This is a genomic window from Roseovarius halophilus (ex Wu et al. 2025) (assembly GCF_047086965.1).
Genome location: NZ_JBKOTX010000108.1, coordinates 1 through 19,815, shown reverse-complemented (window position 1 = coordinate 19,815; position 19,815 = coordinate 1). Strand labels below are relative to the sequence as shown.

Below are 19,815 nucleotides of genomic sequence, written 5' to 3'. Positions count from 1 at the left end.
GCAAGCCGCCGGGCGTGGTCGCGGTGGGGCACGGCTCACGCCGGGAGAATGGGAACGGCGCCGGGGCCTGCGCCTGCGCTTCGTCTATCGCCGGCGCGGGCCGAGCTTGCTCGTGGCCGATGGGCGGCTGAACAGCCGCGGCCTTGGTGTGGCCTCGCGCTCGAAGACCGGACGTGGCCGCGCGACCGTTCCGATCTTTCTGCTCGTCCCGCAAGTCAAGCTGCCCAAGCGGCTGGATCTGGACCGGGATGCCGCGCGGGCGCAGGACAGCGTACCGGGGCTGATCGTGGCGAATTGGGTGGCGGCGAGGCTGTAAGATGCATTTCTCATTCGCAGCAGGAGTGCCCCTGCTGTATGGTCGGACAGGGCACGGTGCCATACGAACAGTAGACGCAGCAGTCGCCGGGCTTTGGCTTCAGCACCATGCCGCAGGACCCGCACTCGTAGAACCATTGGCAGGCATCGGTCGGCATGGTCTCGGTCGCCGAGTGACCACAATGCGGACAGGTCAGGGTGCTGGTCAGAAGTGGTGCTCGTGCATTCATGTCACAAAATCGAAGAGCCGACTGACCCGGCGCCGGCTTCCGCCTCGCTTTGGTCCCGCTCTGCGCGACGCCGGCGGCGCGGCTCCTCCATATCTCCAAGACCCTCGAGCGCGACAGGTTCCTTGCCGGGAAACTCGACCATCAGCCTGAGGTTGCCGCCCATGGCTTGAACATAGCTGGTGAGCGTCGACAGGAGCAGATCGCTCTGCCGCTCGTACTTCGCTACCGTTGCCTGCTGGATACCCAGCGTCTTTGCCAACTGGACCTGCGTCATCTCCTTGGCCTTCCGCAACTCCTGCAGGGTCAGATACTCGGTGTGCAACCGATCCGCCTCTGACTCCAAGCTCACGCGGCGGGCAGGATCGAGGGTGGCCATCTTGTCCTTCAGAGTTCGGGCCATGGTCGTCATCCTTTCCGTCTCTGGAGATGGCGGTCGAACCGATCGTCGGCCCGGTTGATCAACTGCTTGTAGAAGCGCTTCTCCTTGCCACCTGACTTGTCCCCGCCGACAGGCAGGATCGCTTGCCGGTCGGGATCGAATGCAAAAGCGATGCGCCAGACGCCATCAGCGGCGTTGCAGCGCAACTCCTTCATGTTCGCATGCTTCGACCCGGTCAGTGTGTCGGCATGCGGTCGGCCGAGCGATGGCCCCTCGCGTTCCAGAAGAATTGCGCGCGCAAGGATTGCGTCCTGCATCTCTTGCGGGAGTTCATCGAACTCCGGCTCGAACTCCTCTGCGAACGAAACGGTCCACTGCATCCGGTCCTCATCTCTTGCAAACAATATAGCCTTGAAGCACTAATTTTGCAATAACGATGACGCGAGCATTCGTCCATGCCCACCCCACGCGAGACCATACTCACCGCGCTGCACGCGCGGCTCTCGGCGCTGTGGCTTTTCAGCCCAGCGTCGCGCGCACGTTCGTCAGCGGAATGAAGACGCGCTGCGGGTTCTCGGGATCGCCGAGCGGCTGGAAGCCAAGTTCTTCGTAGAAGTTCCAGCGGCGGTCGAAGTGATCGTCCTTGAGCACATCGAGGACGATGGCCGCAGCGCCCATCTGATCGGCGATCCCGAGGCAGCGCCGCATGGCGTCCACGACGAGGGCGGTTCCGAGCCCTTTGCCCTGCATGTCATCGCGCACGGCAACCGCGCGGATGTAGATGACAGGGATGTCCGGCACACTGGCGCGCTGCCATTTGTCGAGGCCGAGATCTGCTCGGACGGCCATTGCGCCGAGCGTGTAAAAGCCGAGCACGGCGGGATCGTCGCCAGCTGTGGCAATCCACGCAGCGACCATTCCGGTCTTGATCTGGTCCGAAAGTGACGACTTCAGAAAGTTGTCGATGGGGCCAAAGCCACAAGAGAAGGCGCTGCGGTCATGCAGCGCCTTGTCGAATTTCGCGATCGTCAGAGCGGGCGCGTCCGCTGCGGTCTCAGCCGGCATCCTTCAGGAGGCCCTTCGACGCGTCTGCAGCACGAGCCAACCCGGGTACGACCCGACCGGGCGCCTCGACGGCCGCCTTGAATGCATCGAATGTCTCGACAGGCAAGACAGAGAGGGACGCACGTTGCTCGACCTGCTGTGCACGCAGAAGGGCTGCCTGCCGAATGAAGTCGGCTTCCTGCAGGCCGGTTGCAGCGGCAGCGGCCTTGATGCGCTCTTCATCAGTACGATGCATGCGCAACTCCTTGCGCGCGTCCATCTTGCCCGGCGTAGGTGCGGCGGTTTCGCTTGCAAACATACTTGGTCTCCTTTGACACAATATGTACGGCGGAGCGCCGTACATGTCAATAACCCCCGGTGATAATCACCATACAAACGACCGCTTCGAAAATCGAATAGATCTCAGGATAGCCAATGCCCACCTCCCGAGAGACCATCCTCACCGCCCTGGCGGACCAGCTTAGAACGATCCCGCATGTGCCGGTGCTGCGCGGCGAGGTGCTGCCGGAGCGGATCCCACCCTCGGGCCTGATGATCCTGCGCGATGGGACCCCTGGCGAGCCGGGTGTGACGCTGTCACCGTTGCGCTATCACTACCAGCACCGTGCGGAGCTGGAGGTGGTGGTGCAGACTGCGACTGACCGCGACGCCCGTTTTGCCGAGTTGGTCGCCTCCATCGGGGCGGTCATCGTGGCCGACCGCACGCTTGGCGGGCTATGCGATTGGGTCGAGGCTGAGGCACCCGAGCCAGTCGATCTGGCTGTCGAGGGCGCTGCAAGTTTGAAGGCCGCTTTGGTGCCGGTGATCCTGCATTACGCGACCAGCGACGCGCTGGCCTGACCACACAAGCTGACAGATCAGGAGAAAACACCATGGCACGAGCCCAAGGGGCACGGGCGCAGATGGCGCTTGCGTTCGAGACCAGCTACGGCACGCCGCCTGCGAGTGGCTTCATCCGCATGCCTTTTGCCAGCACGACGCTTGGGGCGGAGCAGCCGCAGCAAAGCTCGGAGCTTCTGGGCTATGGCCGCGATCCGCAGGCGCCGATCAAGGATGCGGTGACGGCCGACGGGGATGTCGTGGTTCCCATCGACGCGGAAGGCTTCGGGGTCTGGCTGAAAGCGGCGTTTGGCGCGCCGATGACCACGGGCGCGGAGGCCCCCTACACCCATGAGTTCCAGTCCGGGTCATGGACGCTGCCCTCGATGTCGATCGAGACCGGCATGCCCGAGGTCCCGCGCTATGCCATGTATGCCGGCTGCATGGTCGACAGTCTCAGCTGGCAGATGGCCCGGTCGGGGCTGCTGACAGCGACGGTCAGCCTCGTGGCGCAGGGCGAAGACACGGCCACGAGCACGTCCGCTGGGACGCCGGAGAGCATCGCGCTGCACCGCTTCGGCCACTTCAACGGAGCGGTCACGCGGGATGGGACAAGCATCGGCAATGTCGTCTCGGCCGATATTAACTATGCCAACAACCTCGACCGGATTGAGACCATCCGAGCGGATGGCAAGATCGATGGCGCGGACCCCTCAATCGCGGCGCTGACAGGCAATGTTGTGGTGCGATTTGCCGACCAGACGCTGGTGCAGCAGGCGATGAGAACGGCGGTGCAAAACTAGACCACGGTAGCGCCGCCATATTGGCGGTGCGGGCGGCGTAAAAGTCGTCCACTTTTTCCCTTCTTGTGGCAGCAGGGAGGGCGAGGAGATTTACACCGTGGAACTTTATCTGAAGGTCAGGCTGGCGCGCAGCGAGGGGATGAGCCAGCGGGAGCTGGCGCGGCATTTCAATATATCGCGCGACAGCGTTCGCAAGATTTTGGCGTTCTCGACGCCGCCGGGCTACCGGCGCACGAAGGAGATCAAGCGTCCCAAGCTTGATGGGTTTACGGAGATCATCGACGGCTAACTTGAAGGGGACAAGAATGTGCCCCGCAAACAGCGCCACACGGCGAAGCGGATCCACGAGCGGCTCAAGGCGGAACACAAGTTCACCGGCGGCTAGCCGGACATCGACCTTCCGACCGATCAGGCGGTGCGGCACGGAGTAGAAGCTGTGCAGCACCTCGATATGGTAGTCGGGATGCACCTTGGCCTGCTTCCATTCAGCGTATTCGAAAGGCGTGTCGGGCATCACATACTTCGGCGATCATATCGAAGAGGACCTGTTCCGCACGGCAGACGGCCAGCTTCATGACGCGCTGGAGGCTGCGCGCGCGCATGATCAGACCCGCTTCGCGCAGCTGCGCCGCGATCATGCCGCGGCGCGGGTGATCAATGGCGTGCGGTTTGGCGAGGGCGGCGCTGAGACCTGGGAGGTGGTAGATCCAGCGCGTGACGATCTCGCGGTCTATGACTATGACGCCTTTGTCTGGCACGACAGCGCCACGGGGCTGAACCACCGGGCCAAGAGCGCGGCCGAGGCCATCGCCTTCGATGCCGCGCAGGCGAAAACCCTAGATGCCATCGACGCCGCAGAGCGCGCCGCGCCGATCGAGCAAAGGATCACCGATGAAAGCGGGGCCTTCAGCGTTTGGGTCGCCGTCGGCAAGGGCGGGTGAAGAGCCGGGAGCCCACTCCCGGGTAACCGCGGTGATCTGGCTGAGCGGTTGCGTGGGGTGGGTTCTGGGGCCCCGATCAGCGCGTGTCCGCCGGTGGTGGCGTACAACCCGACTGAGCAGGCGCAGGTGGCAGACGAGGTGGCGGCGCTGCCAGAGGGGGCAGCGATCGTTGGCTGGCTCGCGGATTACGCGGTGATGCGGGAGCAGGCGCGGATTTGCAAAAACATGTTCGCTAAATGTTCTTTCAATGAGATTTACGCATGCCCGATTTTATACGCGTGCCGTTATCGAGGACGGTTTCGAGCCGCCGGCGACTGTCGTAGGCCTTGAAGCAGGTCATGGTCGTCATCCCTTTTCCCCCAGGCCGCGGGCATAAATGTCGTCGTAGCGGATGATGTCATCTTCACCGAGATAGGTGCCGGTCTGCACTTCGATGAGGACCATGGGGACCTTGCCAGGGTTTTCCATGCGATGCACGGCCCCAAGCGGAATGTAGACGGACTGGTTTTCGCTGATCAGCTTGACCGCGTCATCGACGGTCACCTTGGCCGTGCCTTCGACAACGATCCAGTGTTCCGAGCGATGATGATGGCTTTGCAGGGAGAGTGCCGCGCCAGGATGGACGTGTATTCGTTTGACCTGAAAGCGACCACCGACGACCAGGCTTTCGTACCATCCCCATGGGCGGTAGTCGCGCGGCAGCGTTTCAGCCTGTTTCGCGCCTTGCGCCTTCAGCGCGGCGACGGCTTGTTTGACGTCCTGCGCGCGGTCCTTGTGCGCCACCAGAACGGCATCCGGCATTGCCACCGCGATCACGTCGCTGAGGCCAATGCCGACGACCGCCTGTTGTCCGTCCTCAGCCCTCAGCAGGCTGTCAGTGCAGTCGATGGCCGTGGCCGGACCGGAGGTCACGACGCCCGTCTCGTCTGGGCCACTTTCCCGCCAGACCGCATCCCATCCGCCCAGATCCGACCACGCACCGCCGTAGGGCACGACTGTCAGATTGTCGGCTTTCTCCATCACCGCGTAATCGATCGAGATATCGGGACAATCCGCCCAAGGGGCAGGGGCCAGGCGAAGGAACCCGAGGTCTTTTTCCGAGGCGTCTACCGCCTCTCTTACAAGGCGGAGCATCTCGGGCTGATACGACTCGAACGCGGTCAGGATGGCATCCGTTGAAAACAGGAAAATGCCTGCGTTCCAGAGATGCGTGCCCCCGTCGAGCATATCTTGCGCCGTGGCAGCATCTGGCTTTTCGACGAAACTCTTGAGCGGCTGCGCCACGGGTGTGAAATCCGCATCCGGCTTCTCACTGAGCGCAAGCCAGCCATAGCCTGTTTCGGCCCGATCAGGGCGAATACCGAATGTGACCAGCTGCCCGGCCTCCGCCGCCGGAATAGCCGCTTGAACGGCGGCCCGGAACGCGGCGGCATCGGCGATGACGTGGTCGGACGGCGCCACCAACATGAGCGCCCCGGGCGCGCGGGCCTGCAGCTCGAGAACCCCGGCAAGGATTGCGGGAGCCGTGTTGCGCCCGGCAGGCTCAATGAGGGTGGCGGCAGCGGCGATCTCGATGCCGGCCAGTTGTTCCGTGACGACGAACCGATAGTCGGCCCCGGTAATGACGGACGGTGCGGCGAAGCCCGGCCCGGATAACCGCTGGGCCGACGCCTGAAAGAGGCTTTCTTCGTCCATCAGCTTGGTGAATTGCTTGGGATAGCTTTTGCGCGAGAGCGGCCAGAGCCGGGTGCCCGAGCCGCCGCAGAGCAGGAGGGGATGAATGTCCTGGGTCACAACTGAAATCTTTCCATCAAATGTCGATCACGCCCGGATCTTGTCCGGGTTGTCGAGAAACCACTGGTAGGTCTCTGCAATTCCATCCTCGAGGGGGATGGAGGCGCGCCAGCCCATGTCCGCAAGGCGACTGACATCCATCAGCTTGCGCATGGTTCCATCGGGCCGCGTCGGATCAGTGACGATGCGGCCCGCGTACCCTGTGACCCGCGCCACCAACCGCGCCAGCTCCAGGATGGTGATATCCTCGCCCGTTCCGACGTTAATATGGCTGAGCATCGGTTCGGTGTTCGCGTCATAGGTGTCGCGGGCAAGGTCGAACACGAAGAGCGACGCCGCTGCCATATCATCGACGTGCAGGAACTCGCGACGCGGCGTGCCCGAGCCCCAGATCGTGACTTCCTCGCGTCCCGCCTGCCGGGCCTCGTGAAAGCGGCGGATCAGGGCGGGCAGGACATGGGAGTTCTCGGGGTGGAAGTTGTCTCCGGGGCCATACAGGTTGGTGGGCATCACCGAGCGGTAATCGGTGCCGTGTTGACGGTTGTAGCTCTCGCACAGCTTGATCCCGGCGATCTTGGCGATGGCATAAGGCTCGTTCGTCGGCTCCAACACGCCCGTCAGAAGCGCATCTTCGCGCATCGGCTGCGGCACTGCGCGGGGGTAGATGCAACTTGACCCGAGTTGCATGAGCCGCGTGATCCCGGCCGCGAACGCCTGATGGATCACGTTGCACTCGATCATCAGGTTCTCGTAGATGAAATCCGCTGGGTAGGTGTTGTTGGCGTGGATGCCGCCGACCTTGGCCGCGGCGAGAATGACCTGGTCAGGTCGTTCGGCCTGGAAGAAGTCACGAACGGCCGCCTGGTCTGTCAAGTCAAGCTCGGCATGAGTTCGTGTGATGACGGTCTCTCCGCGCTCTTCGAGCTTGCGCAGGATCGCGCCACCCACCATCCCGCGATGCCCGGCCAGATAGATGCGGGTCATCGGCTTACCCCTCCAATGACACCGGCAGGTCCATGCCGTGCGCCTTGAGCAGGGCGTGCCGGCGCGCGGTGTGCAGGTCTTCCGCGACCATCTCGGCGCACATCTCCTGCGCGGTGATTTCGGGCTCCCAGCCCAGTTCGGCCTTGGCCTTGGATGGATCCCCGAGGAGGGTTTCGACCTCGGCGGGGCGGAAATAGCGCGGGTCGATCCGCAAGATCACGTCGCCCGGTTTGACCGCCGGGGCCTGGTCGCCCGTGACGCGGGCGACGGTGGCGCTTTCTCCGACCCCCTCGCCGGAAAATTCCAGCGTGATCCCGAGCTCCGCCGCCGTCCAGATAATGAATTCGCGGACCGAATACTGCTTGCCGGTGGCGATTACGAAATCGTCGGGCGCGTCCTGTTGGAGCATCATCCACTGCATGCGCACGTAATCCCTGGCGTGACCCCAGTCACGCAGCGCGTCGATATTGCCCATGTAGAGGCAGTCCTCCAACCCCTGCGCGATATTGGCGAGGCCGCGTGTGATCTTGCGTGTGACGAAGGTCTCGCCCCGGCGCGGGCTTTCGTGATTGAACAGGATGCCGTTGCAGGCATACATGCCGTAGGCTTCGCGATAGTTCACGGTTATCCAGTAGGCATAAAGCTTGGCCGCGGCATAGGGGCTGCGAGGGTGGAAGGGCGTGGTTTCCGATTGCGGTGTTTCCTGCACGAGCCCGTAGAGCTCCGATGTCGAGGCCTGATAGAAACGCGTGGTCTTTTCCAGCCCCAGAAAGCGGATCGCCTCGAGCAGGCGCAGGGTTCCCATGGCGTCCACGTCAGCGGTGTATTCCGGCGCCTCGAAGCTGACCGCCACATGGCTCTGCGCGCCGAGGTGATAGACCTCGTCGGGCTTCACCTCGCTGAGAATACGGGTAAGATTGGAGCTGTCAGTCAAATCGCCGTAATGCAGCTTGAGCATTTGGTGGTTGCTGTGCGGATCCTCGTAGATGTGGTCAATACGCTGGGTATTGAAAAGCGACGCCCGGCGCTTGATGCCATGGACCTCATATCCCTTTTCCAGAAGGAATTCGGCGAGATACGAGCCGTCCTGCCCCGTGATGCCGGTGATGAGTGCGCGTTTGGTCATGGATTCAGTGCTGTCTTTCCAGTGAGCGCATCCGTTCGTGATGCTGCTCGGTCTGTCGGCGTTTTCGCTGTGGAAACTTCTCCAGAAATTTTGGATCTTCAATACCTAAAAAATCGGACAATCTTTCGGTATTTTCCCAAATCGCTTCAAAGCGCATCGTCATCAGGCGCGGGTCCTTGCAACCAAGAAAAGTCTGTATCTGAGCCGCTACGGCGTTCTCGAATGCATGTCGGGAGGCTGTGTGCGACAAGATCACCGCCGACATGCTGCCGAGTTTGGCACCCTGAATTCGAATCCAGCCACGACGTTCTATGCTTGCGACGGTAGAATCTATGTCACCATAGATGTATAAGATACGGCCCTGAAACTTGGGATCAGAGAGAAGCAATTCCGGATCAGGAACATGCTTCAATGTATCGCGGTCATCTTTGTCATTCGTGCGGACAAAACACGCAAGATGCTCCAAAAGCATCGTCGTTGCAACGCCTCCAGGTGAGCAGATCACAACGTCTATGTCGCCCACGTCTCGGTTATTTCGGGACGCAAGGGCGATTCGGATACGTCTCGGCGTTTGTTTGAACAAGCGCACGACAGGTCTCATTTTTGTATCGGCCAGCGCACAACACGCGCGATGGATCGTGCCGGGGCTTCCAGCGGTGTGTCGAGGATCATCGTCTTCATAAGCATGGGTGTGTCCCTATTTTTTCAAGGCTGCAAGCACAATGTGGCAAACGCTCTCGCGAGACAATGGATAAGGGGGCCGGATATCGCCCTGTCCCGTCCAATGGACCGGATCGGTCAGGGTTTCGAGCCAATGGGAACATGCGCTTTTCCCTAAATTCCTGTGGGCCCTCCGGTCGGTCTGCATGATATCCAGACCATGCAAAGTCACTGCGGCAGGACCCTGCGAATCACGGATCCCAGACGCCGGGCCAACCTGTTGCGGCGGCTTGGTGAGGGCGGCGCTTCCAGCCCGGCCAAGGCCCGCAGCCTCCGGGGAAAGACCCATCGTTTGTGCGTTTGCAAAAGGCGTTGCACCATCCGGTTCCCGATCGCCGGATCATCGAGGAGCGCTTCGAAGATCCGATCCACCTCTCGCCGGTTATGCGCGGCGTAGTCGGCAAAATCCGGCTATTTCGTGATTTGTGTGGGTTGGCTTCTGCGCGGTCATTCGACGAGAGCCCCAAATGTTGTGTGGTAGGGTGAGGCTGGCAGGTGGCTGAGATTGCCTGCGATCAGGTAGGCCATGAGGGTGAAGTTGCGTGGCTTGCGGTAGCCTCGGGCGCGTGCCTTGGCGGCCTGGATCAGGCCGTTGATGGCCTCGACTGAGCCATTGCTCAGGGCGCTGTCAAAGCCGTTGAGGATGCCTTCCCAGTGCGCTTTCAGGGTCAGGGCGAGCTTCTTGAAGGGCGCCAGCTTGCTGCGGCGCGCCCATCGGAACCAGGCGGTGAGCTGCTCTTCGGCTTCGGCCCTCGTGGTCGCCGTCGCGAAGATGTCGCGCAAGGTCTCTTTCATGCGGAACGCGCGGCCCGTCTTGAGATGCATGCGCGACAGCTCATGGTGCTGCGCGATCTGCGGTTTGGTCCAGCTGTTCTTGTCCTTGAGCCACATCCACCGGCTGTGCTTGAGGGCGGGCGTGCTGCGCACCTCGGCGCGTCGGACCTCTTCCAGCGCGGCGTTGGCCAGCTGGATGACGTGGAACCGGTCGAAGGTGACGGCTGCGTTCGGCAGATGCCGACCGACGCCGGCAATATAGGCCCGGCTCATGTCGATGCAGGCGGCTGTGATGGCGTCCGGATCGCCACCATGAGAGCGCAGATCTTTGGCGAAGTTCTTCACGGTGTCCGCATTCCGGCCCTCACAGGCAAAGAGCAGTCTGCCCGCCTCGAGATCATGGAACAGGGTGATGTAATTGTGGCCGCGCCGCGCTGCTGTCTCGTCTATACCGACGGCGGTTACATCGCTGAAATCCTCCAGCGCGCGGGCAGCCGGGACGTAGTGGTCAAGCACGCGCCATATCCGCTCGTCCCCGACCTCAAGCAGGTCTGCAATGGTCTTTACCGGCATCTCGCGGGCGAGCGCGATCACGAAGGCGTCGAACAACTGGCTGAAGCCGCTGCCGCTGCGCGCCCAGGGAACCGGGACCTGTCCGGTCTTGCCGCACTGGCTGCAGGCGACACGGGGAACCCGGGCATGGATGAAGGCCTTGTGCTCGAAGAACCGCAGATGTTCCCAGCTGCGCGATCGCGTGTCGTGAACCTGCTGATCGGCCGCCCCGCAAGACGGACAGGCAAACCGGCTTGACATGGCTGCCATTATGAGGGCAGGGGGCTGGTCTGAGCCCAGTACAGTGTCGAGGTATTTAAGATTTGCGCAGCATAATATTTGGCAGTGAGGCGATTGTTACGCGGTCCATTTTTTTACGATTCTTGGTAGCCACCCGGGTTTGCGCTCTGCCAACGCCAAGTATCACCGCACATTTCGGAAATCCCGAATTCTGCATGAAATCCAAGCATGAGTTTGGCTTTAGAGCCGTCTGCCCAAACTTCTGCCGCGTCGCCCGGTCTGCGAGGTGCAATCTGATAATTTACCTTATTACTAGATTGCTGCTCAAATTCAGCAACCATTTGAAGAACAGATATGCCGTTTCCGGTTCCAATGTTTACAGCTTCAAATGGCCCTAGTTCTCGGATGTGATCCACTGCAGCAACATGCGCACGGGCTAAGTCAACTACGTGGATGTAATCGCGCACTCCGGTTCCATCAATGGTTTCATAGTCGTTACCAAAAACGTGTAGGTAGTCCCTACGCCCCACAGCAACTTGGGCGACAAAAGGCATCAGGTTGTTTGGCACATCATTAGGGTCTTCTCCAATTTCCCCTGATGGATCAGCACCCACAGGATTGAAGTATCTTAAAACAACGGCGTGGCGGCTGTCTGGTTCTGCGCTGGACCAATCTTGAAGTAGGGTCTCTCCAATAAGTTTTGTACGTCCGTATGGATTAATGGGGTTAAGTGGGTGTCCTTCGTCGCATGGTAAATACTGCGGCTCACCGTATACAGTTGCTGAAGAAGAAAATACGATGTTGTTGCAGCCGGCCCGCTCCATAGCGCCCAATAACACAGCTGTGCCACCAACGTTCACGTCGTAATAGAGCGCAGGCCTTGTAGTGCTTTCACCAACGGCCTTTAAACCTGCGAAGTGTATAATGGCATCGGGTTGAAATTTATTAAAAACCGTATCTAGAGAATTAGCGTTCCGTACGTCGCACTCTGTGAAAGCTAGATCACGGTTTGAGAGGCGTTTTACTCTGGTTAGCGCTTCAACGCTACCATTTTCTAGATTGTCTATAACATGCACATCCCAGCCTCTTCGCAAGAGCTCTAAGCACGTATGGCTACCAATATAACCAGCGCCACCGGTTACTAAAACTTTCAAAATCCTACCCCTTCGCACCCTGTCCCCGTGAGTAAACGTCCTCGTATCTGATGATGTCATCCTCCCCGAAGTAGTTGCCCGTTTGTACTTCGATAAGCGTCAAGGGCAGTTTGCCTGGGTTCTCCATCCGGTGGACTGCGCCCAATGGGATGTAGACCGACTGGTTCTCGGTAACGGTCTTGACTTCGGCGTCGACTGTCACTTTCGCTGTACCCTCAACAACAATCCAGTGCTCAGAGCGGTGGTTGTGAGATTGTAGCGAGAGTGCTGCGCCTGGGTTTACGACGATACGTTTAACCTGGAACCAGGGGCCGATGGCGATACTTTCGTACCAGCCCCATGGGCGATCATCTCGGGGCAGGGTCTCTGCCTGTGAAGCGCCCTTTTCTTTGAGCTTATTGACGGCAATTTTTACATCCTGAGCACGATCCTTATGTGCCACTAGCACTGCATCGGGCATGGCCACGGCGATGATGTCCTCTAGGCCCATTGCAACCAGTGCCTGTGTCTCGCTCGTCGCCTGAAGCAGCGTATTCTTACAGTCTAAAGCGGTTGAAGGGCCACTGATGACAACACCGTCGCTATTAGCTTCTCCCTCACGCCAAATAGCTTGCCAATCCCCGAGATCAGACCAGGTCCCGCCGTAGGGCGCCACCGAGAGGTTTGGGGCACGCTCCATAACCGCATAGTCGATCGAGATGCTTTCGAGGCTTGACCACGGCTCAGCTGCTAGGCGCGTAAAGCCAAGGTCGGCCTCCGCGTTTTCGAATGCAGCGCGCACTCCGGCTAGTGTCTCCGGCGCGTGCTGCTCGAAAGCCTTGAGGATGGTTGAAGTTGAGAACAGGAAGATATCCAAAAGGAACTCGGCCAGGTAGGAGCCGTCTTGCCCTGTGACCCCAGTAATAAGAGCTTTTTCCATGCCTTAACCTATTATTTCAGCTTTTCGGGGCCTCTAGGTGTCTCATCCCGGAAGGTAGTATGGCCGGTTCCTGAACAGCGCTGGTTTGAGTTTGTGCCAGTCTTTCATCGCCTGCAAGGGCGTCTTGCTGCCCAGGGCTGATTGCGGGAGCTGCTGGTTGTAGAGCCAGACGTAGCGGTGCAGCGTGGTCTTGGGGGCTTTGGCTTTCATGTCACGCAGGTTGCCGACACCGTGCCGACGCAGACAGCGGTCCAGCCCCGAGCGCGAGGCATTCGGGTTCAGGAACTCGCGCACCACGGACAGGAGGTCGTCGAGCGAGACCAGGAGTGTCTTGCGCAGCGCCACTGCGACGGCTTCCTGCGCGGGCGTCAACGTCGTCTGCAACCGGTGCGGCGTGTGACTGCGGTCTTCAACGCCGTCGCGCTTGCGCCACTTCCATACGGTTTGCTCGGAGGTCCCGTGGCGCTCGGCAACGATCCAGGCCGGTTCATCGCTCGCCTGGATGGCCGCCCTGATCTTCGGTGTCGTCGTGGCCTGGCCATGAAGCTTGATCAGCATGTCGATCTCCCATCTCGCACCTCGTTCAAAACAGATCTTGCCATGAAAAGCGCAGATTGACGACGGGCTATGTGATCATCCGGGATGGAACATCTAGGGCCATTTTAGTTGAAATTGGCTTCTGTTTGCCCTGCGACTGCATATATTTTCTCATATGCAGTGATTACATCAGTTGACGAAAATTCGTAAACGTTAATGGGTACTTGGTACTGGAACATGAGGAAATCAAGATACTTGCCACGCAGATCTAATTGTAACTCTGACAGGCCATCACCACTAGAAACAAACGTCAGGAAACTTGCAAGGCTCTCAAAGAAACCAATGTCAGGCACATTAAAGCCGGATTGCCCCAAAAGGCAAATCGGGCCGCTTTGACTAAGCGCTTCGATGGAAACCGTTGAATTCACTGTGAGGACGGCACACGCATGATGTATGAGTGAACCTGTACTCTCCCTAGTAAATTTGAGATGCGAAAAATCCGGATAACTAGTATCATCTAATGGATGAACCGTACAAATAAAAGTTGTGTTATGTATTGAGAGCTCTTCTAATGCCCGGTTAACATAGTACAACAGATGCATATTGCTATTCCAAGGGGAATTTAAGAGCAGCTGTGTATCTGAGGCTAATTGTAAGGCGAATACCACAAAATTGTCATCTGTAGGGATTTTTGGATATCGACCAAATCCCAGCTTTCTCGAGATTTTATTTGTCACTAACCTTATCAATTGAGAAGGTTTCTTTGGAAGATATGCTGCAGGAGAAACTCCAAACATTTTTTCCATATGAACCAAAATATAAAATATTACAAACCGATAACGAGTGCTGAAACTGTCAAACGCATTAGTGCGAGCCTTCCGAAAACTTTCCGTTTGCAATAGATCGATACTTGTGGACCATTGATCCTTAACACTCGCGTCGGCATTGACACCGCCCACATCTATTGTTGTTGTAAATGGCCTAAAGAGCCCTCTTTCGAAAACAATTACTTTTATGCCAATTTTTTCTGCAGCGGCCGAAAATATCGCATGCATGAAACGTTGATGATTGTGCATGATCAGCAGGTCTGCAGAAAACTCCAGCAATAATTCGTGAGCCGATCTTATCGCACCCAGAATATATTCTAGACTGAGAGATTTAATATTGCTGCCGCGTACCCAGCCTCGCTGTTGAATTTCCATAGCCACCATCAATTCTTCGTCAGTAGCTTGATCAATTGTCAGCGGATGGGAATTGAAAATCATACCCATATTGCGAGCATAGACATATTTGTGTGCCCAAGTTGAACTTACAAAATATGATTGAGCAAAACACTTTTCTAACTCACAAAAAAACGTGTGATAGCCACTTTCAAGGAACACAACATTATTCAGCATTTAAAAGCGATCTCCAACCTGACTCAAAACCAGTTTTTGTATACTGGGCGCGTATAGCTGTTAGCTGTGACTGCATCAGCTGAAATCTTTTACCATCAATTACTTGCACTTTTCTGACAAAATTATCTGCGTCCATAAGAGGAACAAGAAAATCCTCCGACGCCAAAATTTCTTTAGGACCAGTCTCACAATCATACGCAATAGGCACCAGGCCAAGCGATAGTGCCTCTAACAACACCATTGGAAAACCCTCAAATCGGGAAGGCAGCAAGAATATATCGTTGCTTAGGTAAAACGGGTAAACATCTACTGGGGCCTCAACGAGGTGCACTTTATGGACTCCAAGGTCATCGACTTTTGACTTGAAAATCTCGAAAAATGGCCCCTCCCCAATGACCGTGACCGACTCAACGTTATCGAGTTTTGACAACCTGATTAATAGATCTATATTTTCTGGGTACCCTTTTTGGTGCGTAAACCTCCCAATTGTAAGGCAGCGCAGCTTTGTAATAGTAGCATTTTCTCGCTGAACAACTTCATATTTACTGTAGTTCGGAATTGTGGTGACATTATTTGAAAATTCTTGGTAATCGAGTTGGGCTCTCGCATTCAGGACCACAAACTCGACATCAAGCTTCGCGCAGATCTTAACGAAAAATTGTTTTACCTTCTGTTCACTGCTTATCGGCAAGTGAACCGTCCAAATTACCCGCCTTTTAAGTAGTTTATTAATGATAATGGCACCCAACGACAAAATCGCTGGGGTGGAGCCAATGAAAATTGTATTTTTCCCAGCAAGATGAAAAGTCAGATAGAAAAAACTATAAGCATATAACAGGATCTTTGCATAAAAACTATAACCTACAATAGTACAGTCGAACAATGATGTATATTTCATTCGACTAGTAATCAATTTTCCACCAAATACTGAATAAAAATTGAATTTAAACTTTGGATCTAATCCATACAAGTTTTGGGCGTATGTAGACAAACCACCCGGCATCGACGCATCGAGGTTTATGACTAGAAACTGCATTTCAGAAGAGGTACCTGACACTGGAGAGAAATTTCAAGACTAAAAAGGCTTGCATGAAAGCGAGACCGGAAATCCTTGGGCGGAATTGGTTAAGTACTACCAAAAGGCAAATATAGCCAAAGTAATTAAACGGCTTTGAGGCGCGGCCTGCCATATTCGGGTCGAAGCTGAAAAAACAAAAAATTAATACGCCAATAAAATAAAGAGCTGCGAAAAATTTAAAGTTTGAAGAGTTAAATCGAATTGCTTGTGACCAAATTGCTACACTGAGTATTACTTTTTCAATGACTGCAAGTATTGATAAGTTGGGCACAAGTCTATTGTGAAAGTAAAAGTTCAGTAATGGATTTTTCGTGAATCGCACAAGTTGAGCTAGCAAATCTTCTGAATAGTAAAATAAAAGTACACAGAGCGTTAAAGAGTAAAAACACACTGCGTAAAATAATCGACGACCGATCCATTTAAAGGTAAGTGATGCTAGTAACGGAGGAATGGATGCAATATGAATTAAAGGTCCAATCGCGGCACACAAAATAATCCATAAGTATTTCTTGTAATAAATTATGAAGCAAACTAGGAAGACAACAATCATCTGCGCTAAATTAGATCGAATATGAGATAACCAGTCATTGCCAAAGTTAGGTATAACAAGAATTGCAAAAAAATATGAACGTTTAATTTGGAAAATCTTCTCGAGTAAAATAGCACTTCTGACGGCAAACATTAAAGAAAACATAGAAACTATTATTATTTGGAGTGATGGTTTAAGGCCTATTAAATTAAGGATCTCACTCGTATTATTTAAGATAATAGATTTTGTATTGGAGGTGCTGAAGTTGTGAAGGTATTGTTGATAATCTTCGCCTTTTGGTAACAGCAAAATCAAGCACACAGCAAATATACATACGAGCATAACAAAAGATAAGTTATTTTTACTTATACTCATAAAATTTTTCCCATTAATCCTTTAAAATGGCTTGTCCATGTCAAATGCTTAAGGTCATGAGGGTAATATAAATATATTTCACCAAAAAATTTATCGAGTTTATGCCACGTTGGGTGACATTTGATAGCAGGGTAAATCTCGTCGAGAGGGGCGCGCTTCGAGTGATCTATATTTAGATTATATAAGCCTGGAGTTTCATTGACTACACACGCATAACCCAAGGCAAGTGCTTCAATAACCTTAGTAGGTGCCTGTATGAACACTGCGCTAGTAGGCGCGATTAGGCTTACACATGCATTTATATTATTGTCTCTAAGTGAATCTGGTACATACGCTCGCTCAATGACACCCAAGTGAGTAAACGGCACTCTGCTAGCAGTCATAGAGAAACTGTTGAAGCTAGCAACAGTTATTGAATCAACAATGGGTAGGTCAGCGAGTAAATTTAGACCTATGTCTATACCGCGATCTTTATTAATTGTCCCAAAATAAGATATTCGCAAGTTCTCAGCGTATTCATACTTTGGACCTTCAAGGAAATCGCGCGATACACCCATAGGCAATTCAAAGAATTTACGCTGCCCTACTAGAAACGATATGTTTTTGTTAATGAGAACAATTTTATCAAAGAAACACGCTTCAAACTTCGTTAAAATATCCTTGAGCTGTGCTTTAAGACCATTACTGTCGGCTTTTGTACGGACATCCATAACGAATTGAAATTTACCTAACTTTTTAAGTGAAATCTTATTAAGTAGTGGCAAGATAAATGACATTGGTTGCCATATGACCCAAACGATGGAAACGCTATTGTTACTGGTTAATTCTCGATTAACATTCAAGTAGAATTTAAGCCGTTTAAAGTACCGCAGCGTCTCATATGTATCACTAGTGATAACGGATACATTTTCTCCAAGCTCCTCCAATGCTTCGACATAACCGTCGACTTCCGGTAGCTTAGAACGTCTCCCTCTCAATATAATATAGATTTTACGGGTCATAATATCTTCCAAGTAAAGCTAACCCCAAACGACACTTCACCTTTAGCGGAACTCTCGAATCTCGCAGTAGATCTTTTATCTGAAAACGGAAGTGGTCGTGTACAGCTTCATTTTTAATTATAGCGACCGCGAGCTCCGTTACATCTTCATTGTTTCCCGATTCTGTAATTGGTTTAGCTAGAAGTCGACTTCGAACGTATTCATGATTGAAAAAGTCCTTATTCACTTTAGTTTTGAGCGCCATGAGTCTTCTGGAGGGTTTTGCGCTTATCTGTGCGCGGTGAACGCGATAGTAAGTGTACACTTCTGGTAAATTAGTGATACGAACGGCGCCAGCCAGCATCCTGCACCATAATTCATGATCCTCAATTCCATTATAGCTGCTGTTGTACTTGTACTTAGTCATAGTGAGGGTTCGGGCGGTCACACTAGGGTGGGCAACAATAGTGGAGTGTGTAGACCTCAATAAAACAGCAATCTCCGACATGGGATAATGTCGCTCCGAGTAAGAATTACCAAACTCTTTTACTGAAGAGCCTAAAACACAAATTTTTGGATTCTTTAAAAGAAATTCTACCTGTTTTTCAAAACGCTGAGGATGTACCAAATCATCTGCATCTAATCTAGCAACAAACTGTGTTTTAACTAACTTCATACCATTATTTAATGCACATGAAATACCTTGGTTTTCTTGATTAATTAGTTGTAGGTTTAGCATGGTAGTGAAACGAGTAACCTCACGGACTGTGTCGTCAGTAGAGCCGTCGTTAACCAAGATCACTTTATGCGGAATGTAAGAGCTGTCGGCTATAGATTGCAATGTGGAAGCGATCGTTCTTGCGGCGTTAAACGCTGGAACCACTACAGTGAGATCAGCGTTCATTTTGAAATTTTCAACCAATCTACAGGTAGCAAGTCCTGGCTATCGTATGGAAAACCGTACCACTCACTTGGAGCGATTACTAATTTTTCGGGTGATTTGTTGAGGTATGCTGACCACCAACTAAAAGAACTGTTTGAGATGATGTTAAATTTACACTTACTCATTAAGTACATTTCTTCACGATCAGAGCTGCTCTTGAATAGTTCATTTGCAAAATATACCGGCTCTTTAGAAAATAACATGCGTGCGTATGGAAGGTCATTTGTAAACACAACAAATCTTACATCCGGATTTAGGCGCTTTATCAGTTTCATTGCATTTAGATAGTAACCATCGCTGCAAATGCCATGATATTTCAATGTATGAACATTATTTGAGTAGTCACCACGTCGAATATGTACTGACACTAAATCTTTTTCTTGTTCCAAAATCTCTTCGTTGAACCCACTAGCACTTTGAGAAAGTGCGCGTAGAGTTTCCTCAACTACCATGTCTGGATCAAGAAAATACCTGAAACTTTGAAAATAGCCCATCATTAACTGCGTGTTAGTTGAATGGTTCCAGAAGGATGGATCATACATCATTTGTTTCTCGTGATATATACGCATACCATTTAAAAATGGCAGTTTAATATGACGTTGCAGGACGCGCTCAAGCAGTGATGTTGGTATGCAGTCAAAGTCTAATTCAGGGATAATTTCTTGGATTAAGCAAAAGTTAAAGCCCGGCGGATAATTACCTGTATCTATGGTCAATTTGCAGTCATTAAGCTGACTGTAAAAGTAGGCAGCCCAAAACTGAAATAACTGATTGCCGATACCTCCCTGGAGTCTCAGAATTTTATTCACATTCTTTATCATTTCCGCACCAAGTATTGCGACTGAAATGCTAAAATAAAGTTGATGATCGCATCAGCTGCTGCCTCAACCGTTAATTTGGTCGTATCGATATGGATTTCGGGCGATGGCGGTTGTTCATAGGGGCTGTCGATACCGGTAAAGTTTTTCAGCTGCCCCGATCGCGCCTTGGCGTACAACCCTTTGACATCGCGCTGTTCAGCGACAGATAGGGGCGTGTCGATAAACACCTCGATGAATTCGCCATAGCCCACCATCCCCTCGACATTGCCCTTGTCATTCCCTTTGCCCGGCCGCCCGTAGCGGTCTCGGAACAGGTAGTGCGACAGCAGCCCGCTGAACA

The 19,815-nt window shown here is 53.9% G+C and carries 21 protein-coding genes and 4 pseudogenes; 5 read left to right on the top strand and 20 right to left on the bottom strand.

Annotated features, from left to right (window positions below):
• A partial coding sequence (locus tag ACH107_RS19640; protein ID WP_412507245.1) for a DUF6441 family protein occupies positions 1–316 on the top strand: 316 nt, incomplete at its 5' end.
• Between the two features lie 10 nt (positions 317–326).
• Here the strand turns inward: ACH107_RS19640 and ACH107_RS19635 are convergent.
• The 5 genes from ACH107_RS19635 to ACH107_RS19615 all read right to left on the bottom strand — a co-directional run bounded on the left by ACH107_RS19635 (position 327) and on the right by ACH107_RS19615 (position 2,287).
• Positions 327–545: a GDCCVxC domain-containing (seleno)protein gene (locus ACH107_RS19635; RefSeq protein WP_412507244.1), complete on the bottom strand. Its 219-nt coding sequence runs from the start codon at positions 543–545 to the stop codon at positions 327–329.
• Position 546: 1 nt separating this feature from the next.
• Positions 547–945, bottom strand: a complete 399-nt coding sequence (locus ACH107_RS19630) for a helix-turn-helix domain-containing protein (protein ID WP_412507243.1) — start codon at positions 943–945, stop codon at positions 547–549.
• Between the two features lie 5 nt (positions 946–950).
• Positions 951–1,304, bottom strand: coding sequence for a type II toxin-antitoxin system RelE/ParE family toxin (locus tag ACH107_RS19625; protein ID WP_412507242.1), 354 nt, complete (start codon positions 1,302–1,304; stop codon positions 951–953).
• A gap of 139 nt (positions 1,305–1,443) precedes the next feature.
• Positions 1,444–1,989 (bottom strand): GNAT family N-acetyltransferase, encoded by a 546-nt coding sequence (locus tag ACH107_RS19620; RefSeq protein WP_412507241.1) that lies wholly within the window; start codon positions 1,987–1,989, stop codon positions 1,444–1,446.
• The gene (locus ACH107_RS19615; RefSeq protein ID WP_412507240.1) at positions 1,979–2,287 is read right to left on the bottom strand and encodes a DUF1778 domain-containing protein; all 309 of its coding nucleotides are present in this window, start codon (positions 2,285–2,287) and stop codon (positions 1,979–1,981) included. The genes ACH107_RS19620 and ACH107_RS19615 overlap by 11 nt, the downstream gene beginning before the upstream one ends.
• 116 nt (positions 2,288–2,403) lie before the next feature.
• On the opposite strand from ACH107_RS19615, the gene ACH107_RS19610 reads away from it, so the two are divergent.
• The 3 genes and pseudogenes from ACH107_RS19610 to ACH107_RS19600 form a co-directional block, all read left to right on the top strand.
• Positions 2,404–2,829, top strand: a complete 426-nt coding sequence (locus ACH107_RS19610; protein WP_412507239.1) for an acyl-CoA transferase — start codon at positions 2,404–2,406, stop codon at positions 2,827–2,829.
• A gap of 32 nt (positions 2,830–2,861) precedes the next feature.
• Positions 2,862–3,590 (top strand): annotated as a pseudogene (locus ACH107_RS19605) (phage tail tube protein); the annotation flags it as partial.
• A 160-nt stretch (positions 3,591–3,750) separates the two neighbouring features.
• Positions 3,751–3,993, top strand: a pseudogene (locus ACH107_RS19600) (IS21 family transposase); the annotation flags it as partial.
• On the opposite strand, the pseudogene ACH107_RS19595 reads toward ACH107_RS19600, so the two are convergent.
• Positions 3,994–4,125, bottom strand: a pseudogene (locus ACH107_RS19595) (Mu transposase domain-containing protein); the annotation flags it as partial.
• On the opposite strand from ACH107_RS19595, the gene ACH107_RS19590 reads away from it, so the two are divergent.
• Positions 4,115–4,552, top strand: coding sequence for a hypothetical protein (locus ACH107_RS19590; protein ID WP_412507238.1), 438 nt, complete (start codon positions 4,115–4,117; stop codon positions 4,550–4,552). The pseudogene ACH107_RS19595 and the gene ACH107_RS19590 overlap by 11 nt on opposite strands.
• A gap of 345 nt (positions 4,553–4,897) precedes the next feature.
• Here ACH107_RS19590 and ACH107_RS19585 read toward each other — a convergent pair whose 3' ends face one another.
• The 14 genes and pseudogenes from ACH107_RS19585 to ACH107_RS19520 form a co-directional block, all read right to left on the bottom strand.
• Positions 4,898–6,346, bottom strand: a complete 1,449-nt coding sequence (locus ACH107_RS19585; protein WP_412507237.1) for a mannose-1-phosphate guanylyltransferase/mannose-6-phosphate isomerase — start codon at positions 6,344–6,346, stop codon at positions 4,898–4,900.
• A gap of 27 nt (positions 6,347–6,373) precedes the next feature.
• The gene (gene fcl, locus ACH107_RS19580) at positions 6,374–7,330 is read right to left on the bottom strand and encodes a GDP-L-fucose synthase (protein ID WP_412507236.1); all 957 of its coding nucleotides are present in this window, start codon (positions 7,328–7,330) and stop codon (positions 6,374–6,376) included.
• A 4-nt stretch (positions 7,331–7,334) separates the two neighbouring features.
• Entirely contained in the window at positions 7,335–8,456 is a 1,122-nt protein-coding gene (gene gmd / locus ACH107_RS19575; RefSeq protein ID WP_412507235.1) for a GDP-mannose 4,6-dehydratase, read from the bottom strand.
• A gap of 4 nt (positions 8,457–8,460) precedes the next feature.
• Positions 8,461–9,045 (bottom strand): hypothetical protein, encoded by a 585-nt coding sequence (locus ACH107_RS19570; RefSeq protein ID WP_412507234.1) that lies wholly within the window; start codon positions 9,043–9,045, stop codon positions 8,461–8,463.
• Positions 9,046–9,623: 578 nt separating this feature from the next.
• Positions 9,624–10,763, bottom strand: coding sequence for an ISL3 family transposase (locus tag ACH107_RS19565; RefSeq protein WP_412507233.1), 1,140 nt, complete (start codon positions 10,761–10,763; stop codon positions 9,624–9,626).
• Positions 10,764–10,876: 113 nt separating this feature from the next.
• Positions 10,877–11,896 carry a UDP-glucose 4-epimerase GalE gene (gene galE, locus ACH107_RS19560; protein ID WP_412507232.1) on the bottom strand — a complete coding sequence of 340 codons (1,020 nt, stop codon included), beginning with the start codon at positions 11,894–11,896 and terminating at the stop codon, positions 10,877–10,879.
• A gap of 4 nt (positions 11,897–11,900) precedes the next feature.
• Positions 11,901–12,746, bottom strand: a pseudogene (locus ACH107_RS19555) (cupin domain-containing protein); the annotation flags it as partial.
• A gap of 111 nt (positions 12,747–12,857) precedes the next feature.
• Positions 12,858–13,373 (bottom strand): hypothetical protein, encoded by a 516-nt coding sequence (locus ACH107_RS19550; protein WP_412507231.1) that lies wholly within the window; start codon positions 13,371–13,373, stop codon positions 12,858–12,860.
• Positions 13,374–13,477: 104 nt separating this feature from the next.
• Positions 13,478–14,749 (bottom strand): hypothetical protein, encoded by a 1,272-nt coding sequence (locus ACH107_RS19545; RefSeq protein WP_412507230.1) that lies wholly within the window; start codon positions 14,747–14,749, stop codon positions 13,478–13,480.
• Positions 14,739–15,785: a glycosyltransferase gene (locus ACH107_RS19540; RefSeq protein ID WP_412507229.1), complete on the bottom strand. Its 1,047-nt coding sequence runs from the start codon at positions 15,783–15,785 to the stop codon at positions 14,739–14,741. Before ACH107_RS19540 ends, ACH107_RS19545 begins: the two co-directional genes overlap by 11 nt.
• Before the next feature lie 942 nt (positions 15,786–16,727).
• On the bottom strand, positions 16,728–17,732 hold the full coding sequence (locus ACH107_RS19535; protein WP_412507228.1) for a hypothetical protein: 1,005 nt from the start codon (positions 17,730–17,732) through the stop codon (positions 16,728–16,730).
• Positions 17,722–18,615, bottom strand: coding sequence for a glycosyltransferase family 2 protein (locus ACH107_RS19530; RefSeq protein WP_412507227.1), 894 nt, complete (start codon positions 18,613–18,615; stop codon positions 17,722–17,724). Before ACH107_RS19530 ends, ACH107_RS19535 begins: the two co-directional genes overlap by 11 nt.
• Positions 18,612–19,463: an alpha-1,2-fucosyltransferase gene (locus tag ACH107_RS19525; protein ID WP_412507226.1), complete on the bottom strand. Its 852-nt coding sequence runs from the start codon at positions 19,461–19,463 to the stop codon at positions 18,612–18,614. The genes ACH107_RS19530 and ACH107_RS19525 overlap by 4 nt, the downstream gene beginning before the upstream one ends.
• Before the next feature lie 8 nt (positions 19,464–19,471).
• Positions 19,472–19,729 (bottom strand): adenylyl-sulfate kinase, encoded by a 258-nt coding sequence (locus ACH107_RS19520; protein ID WP_412507246.1) that lies wholly within the window; start codon positions 19,727–19,729, stop codon positions 19,472–19,474.
• Between the last annotated feature and the right edge of the window lie 86 nt (positions 19,730–19,815).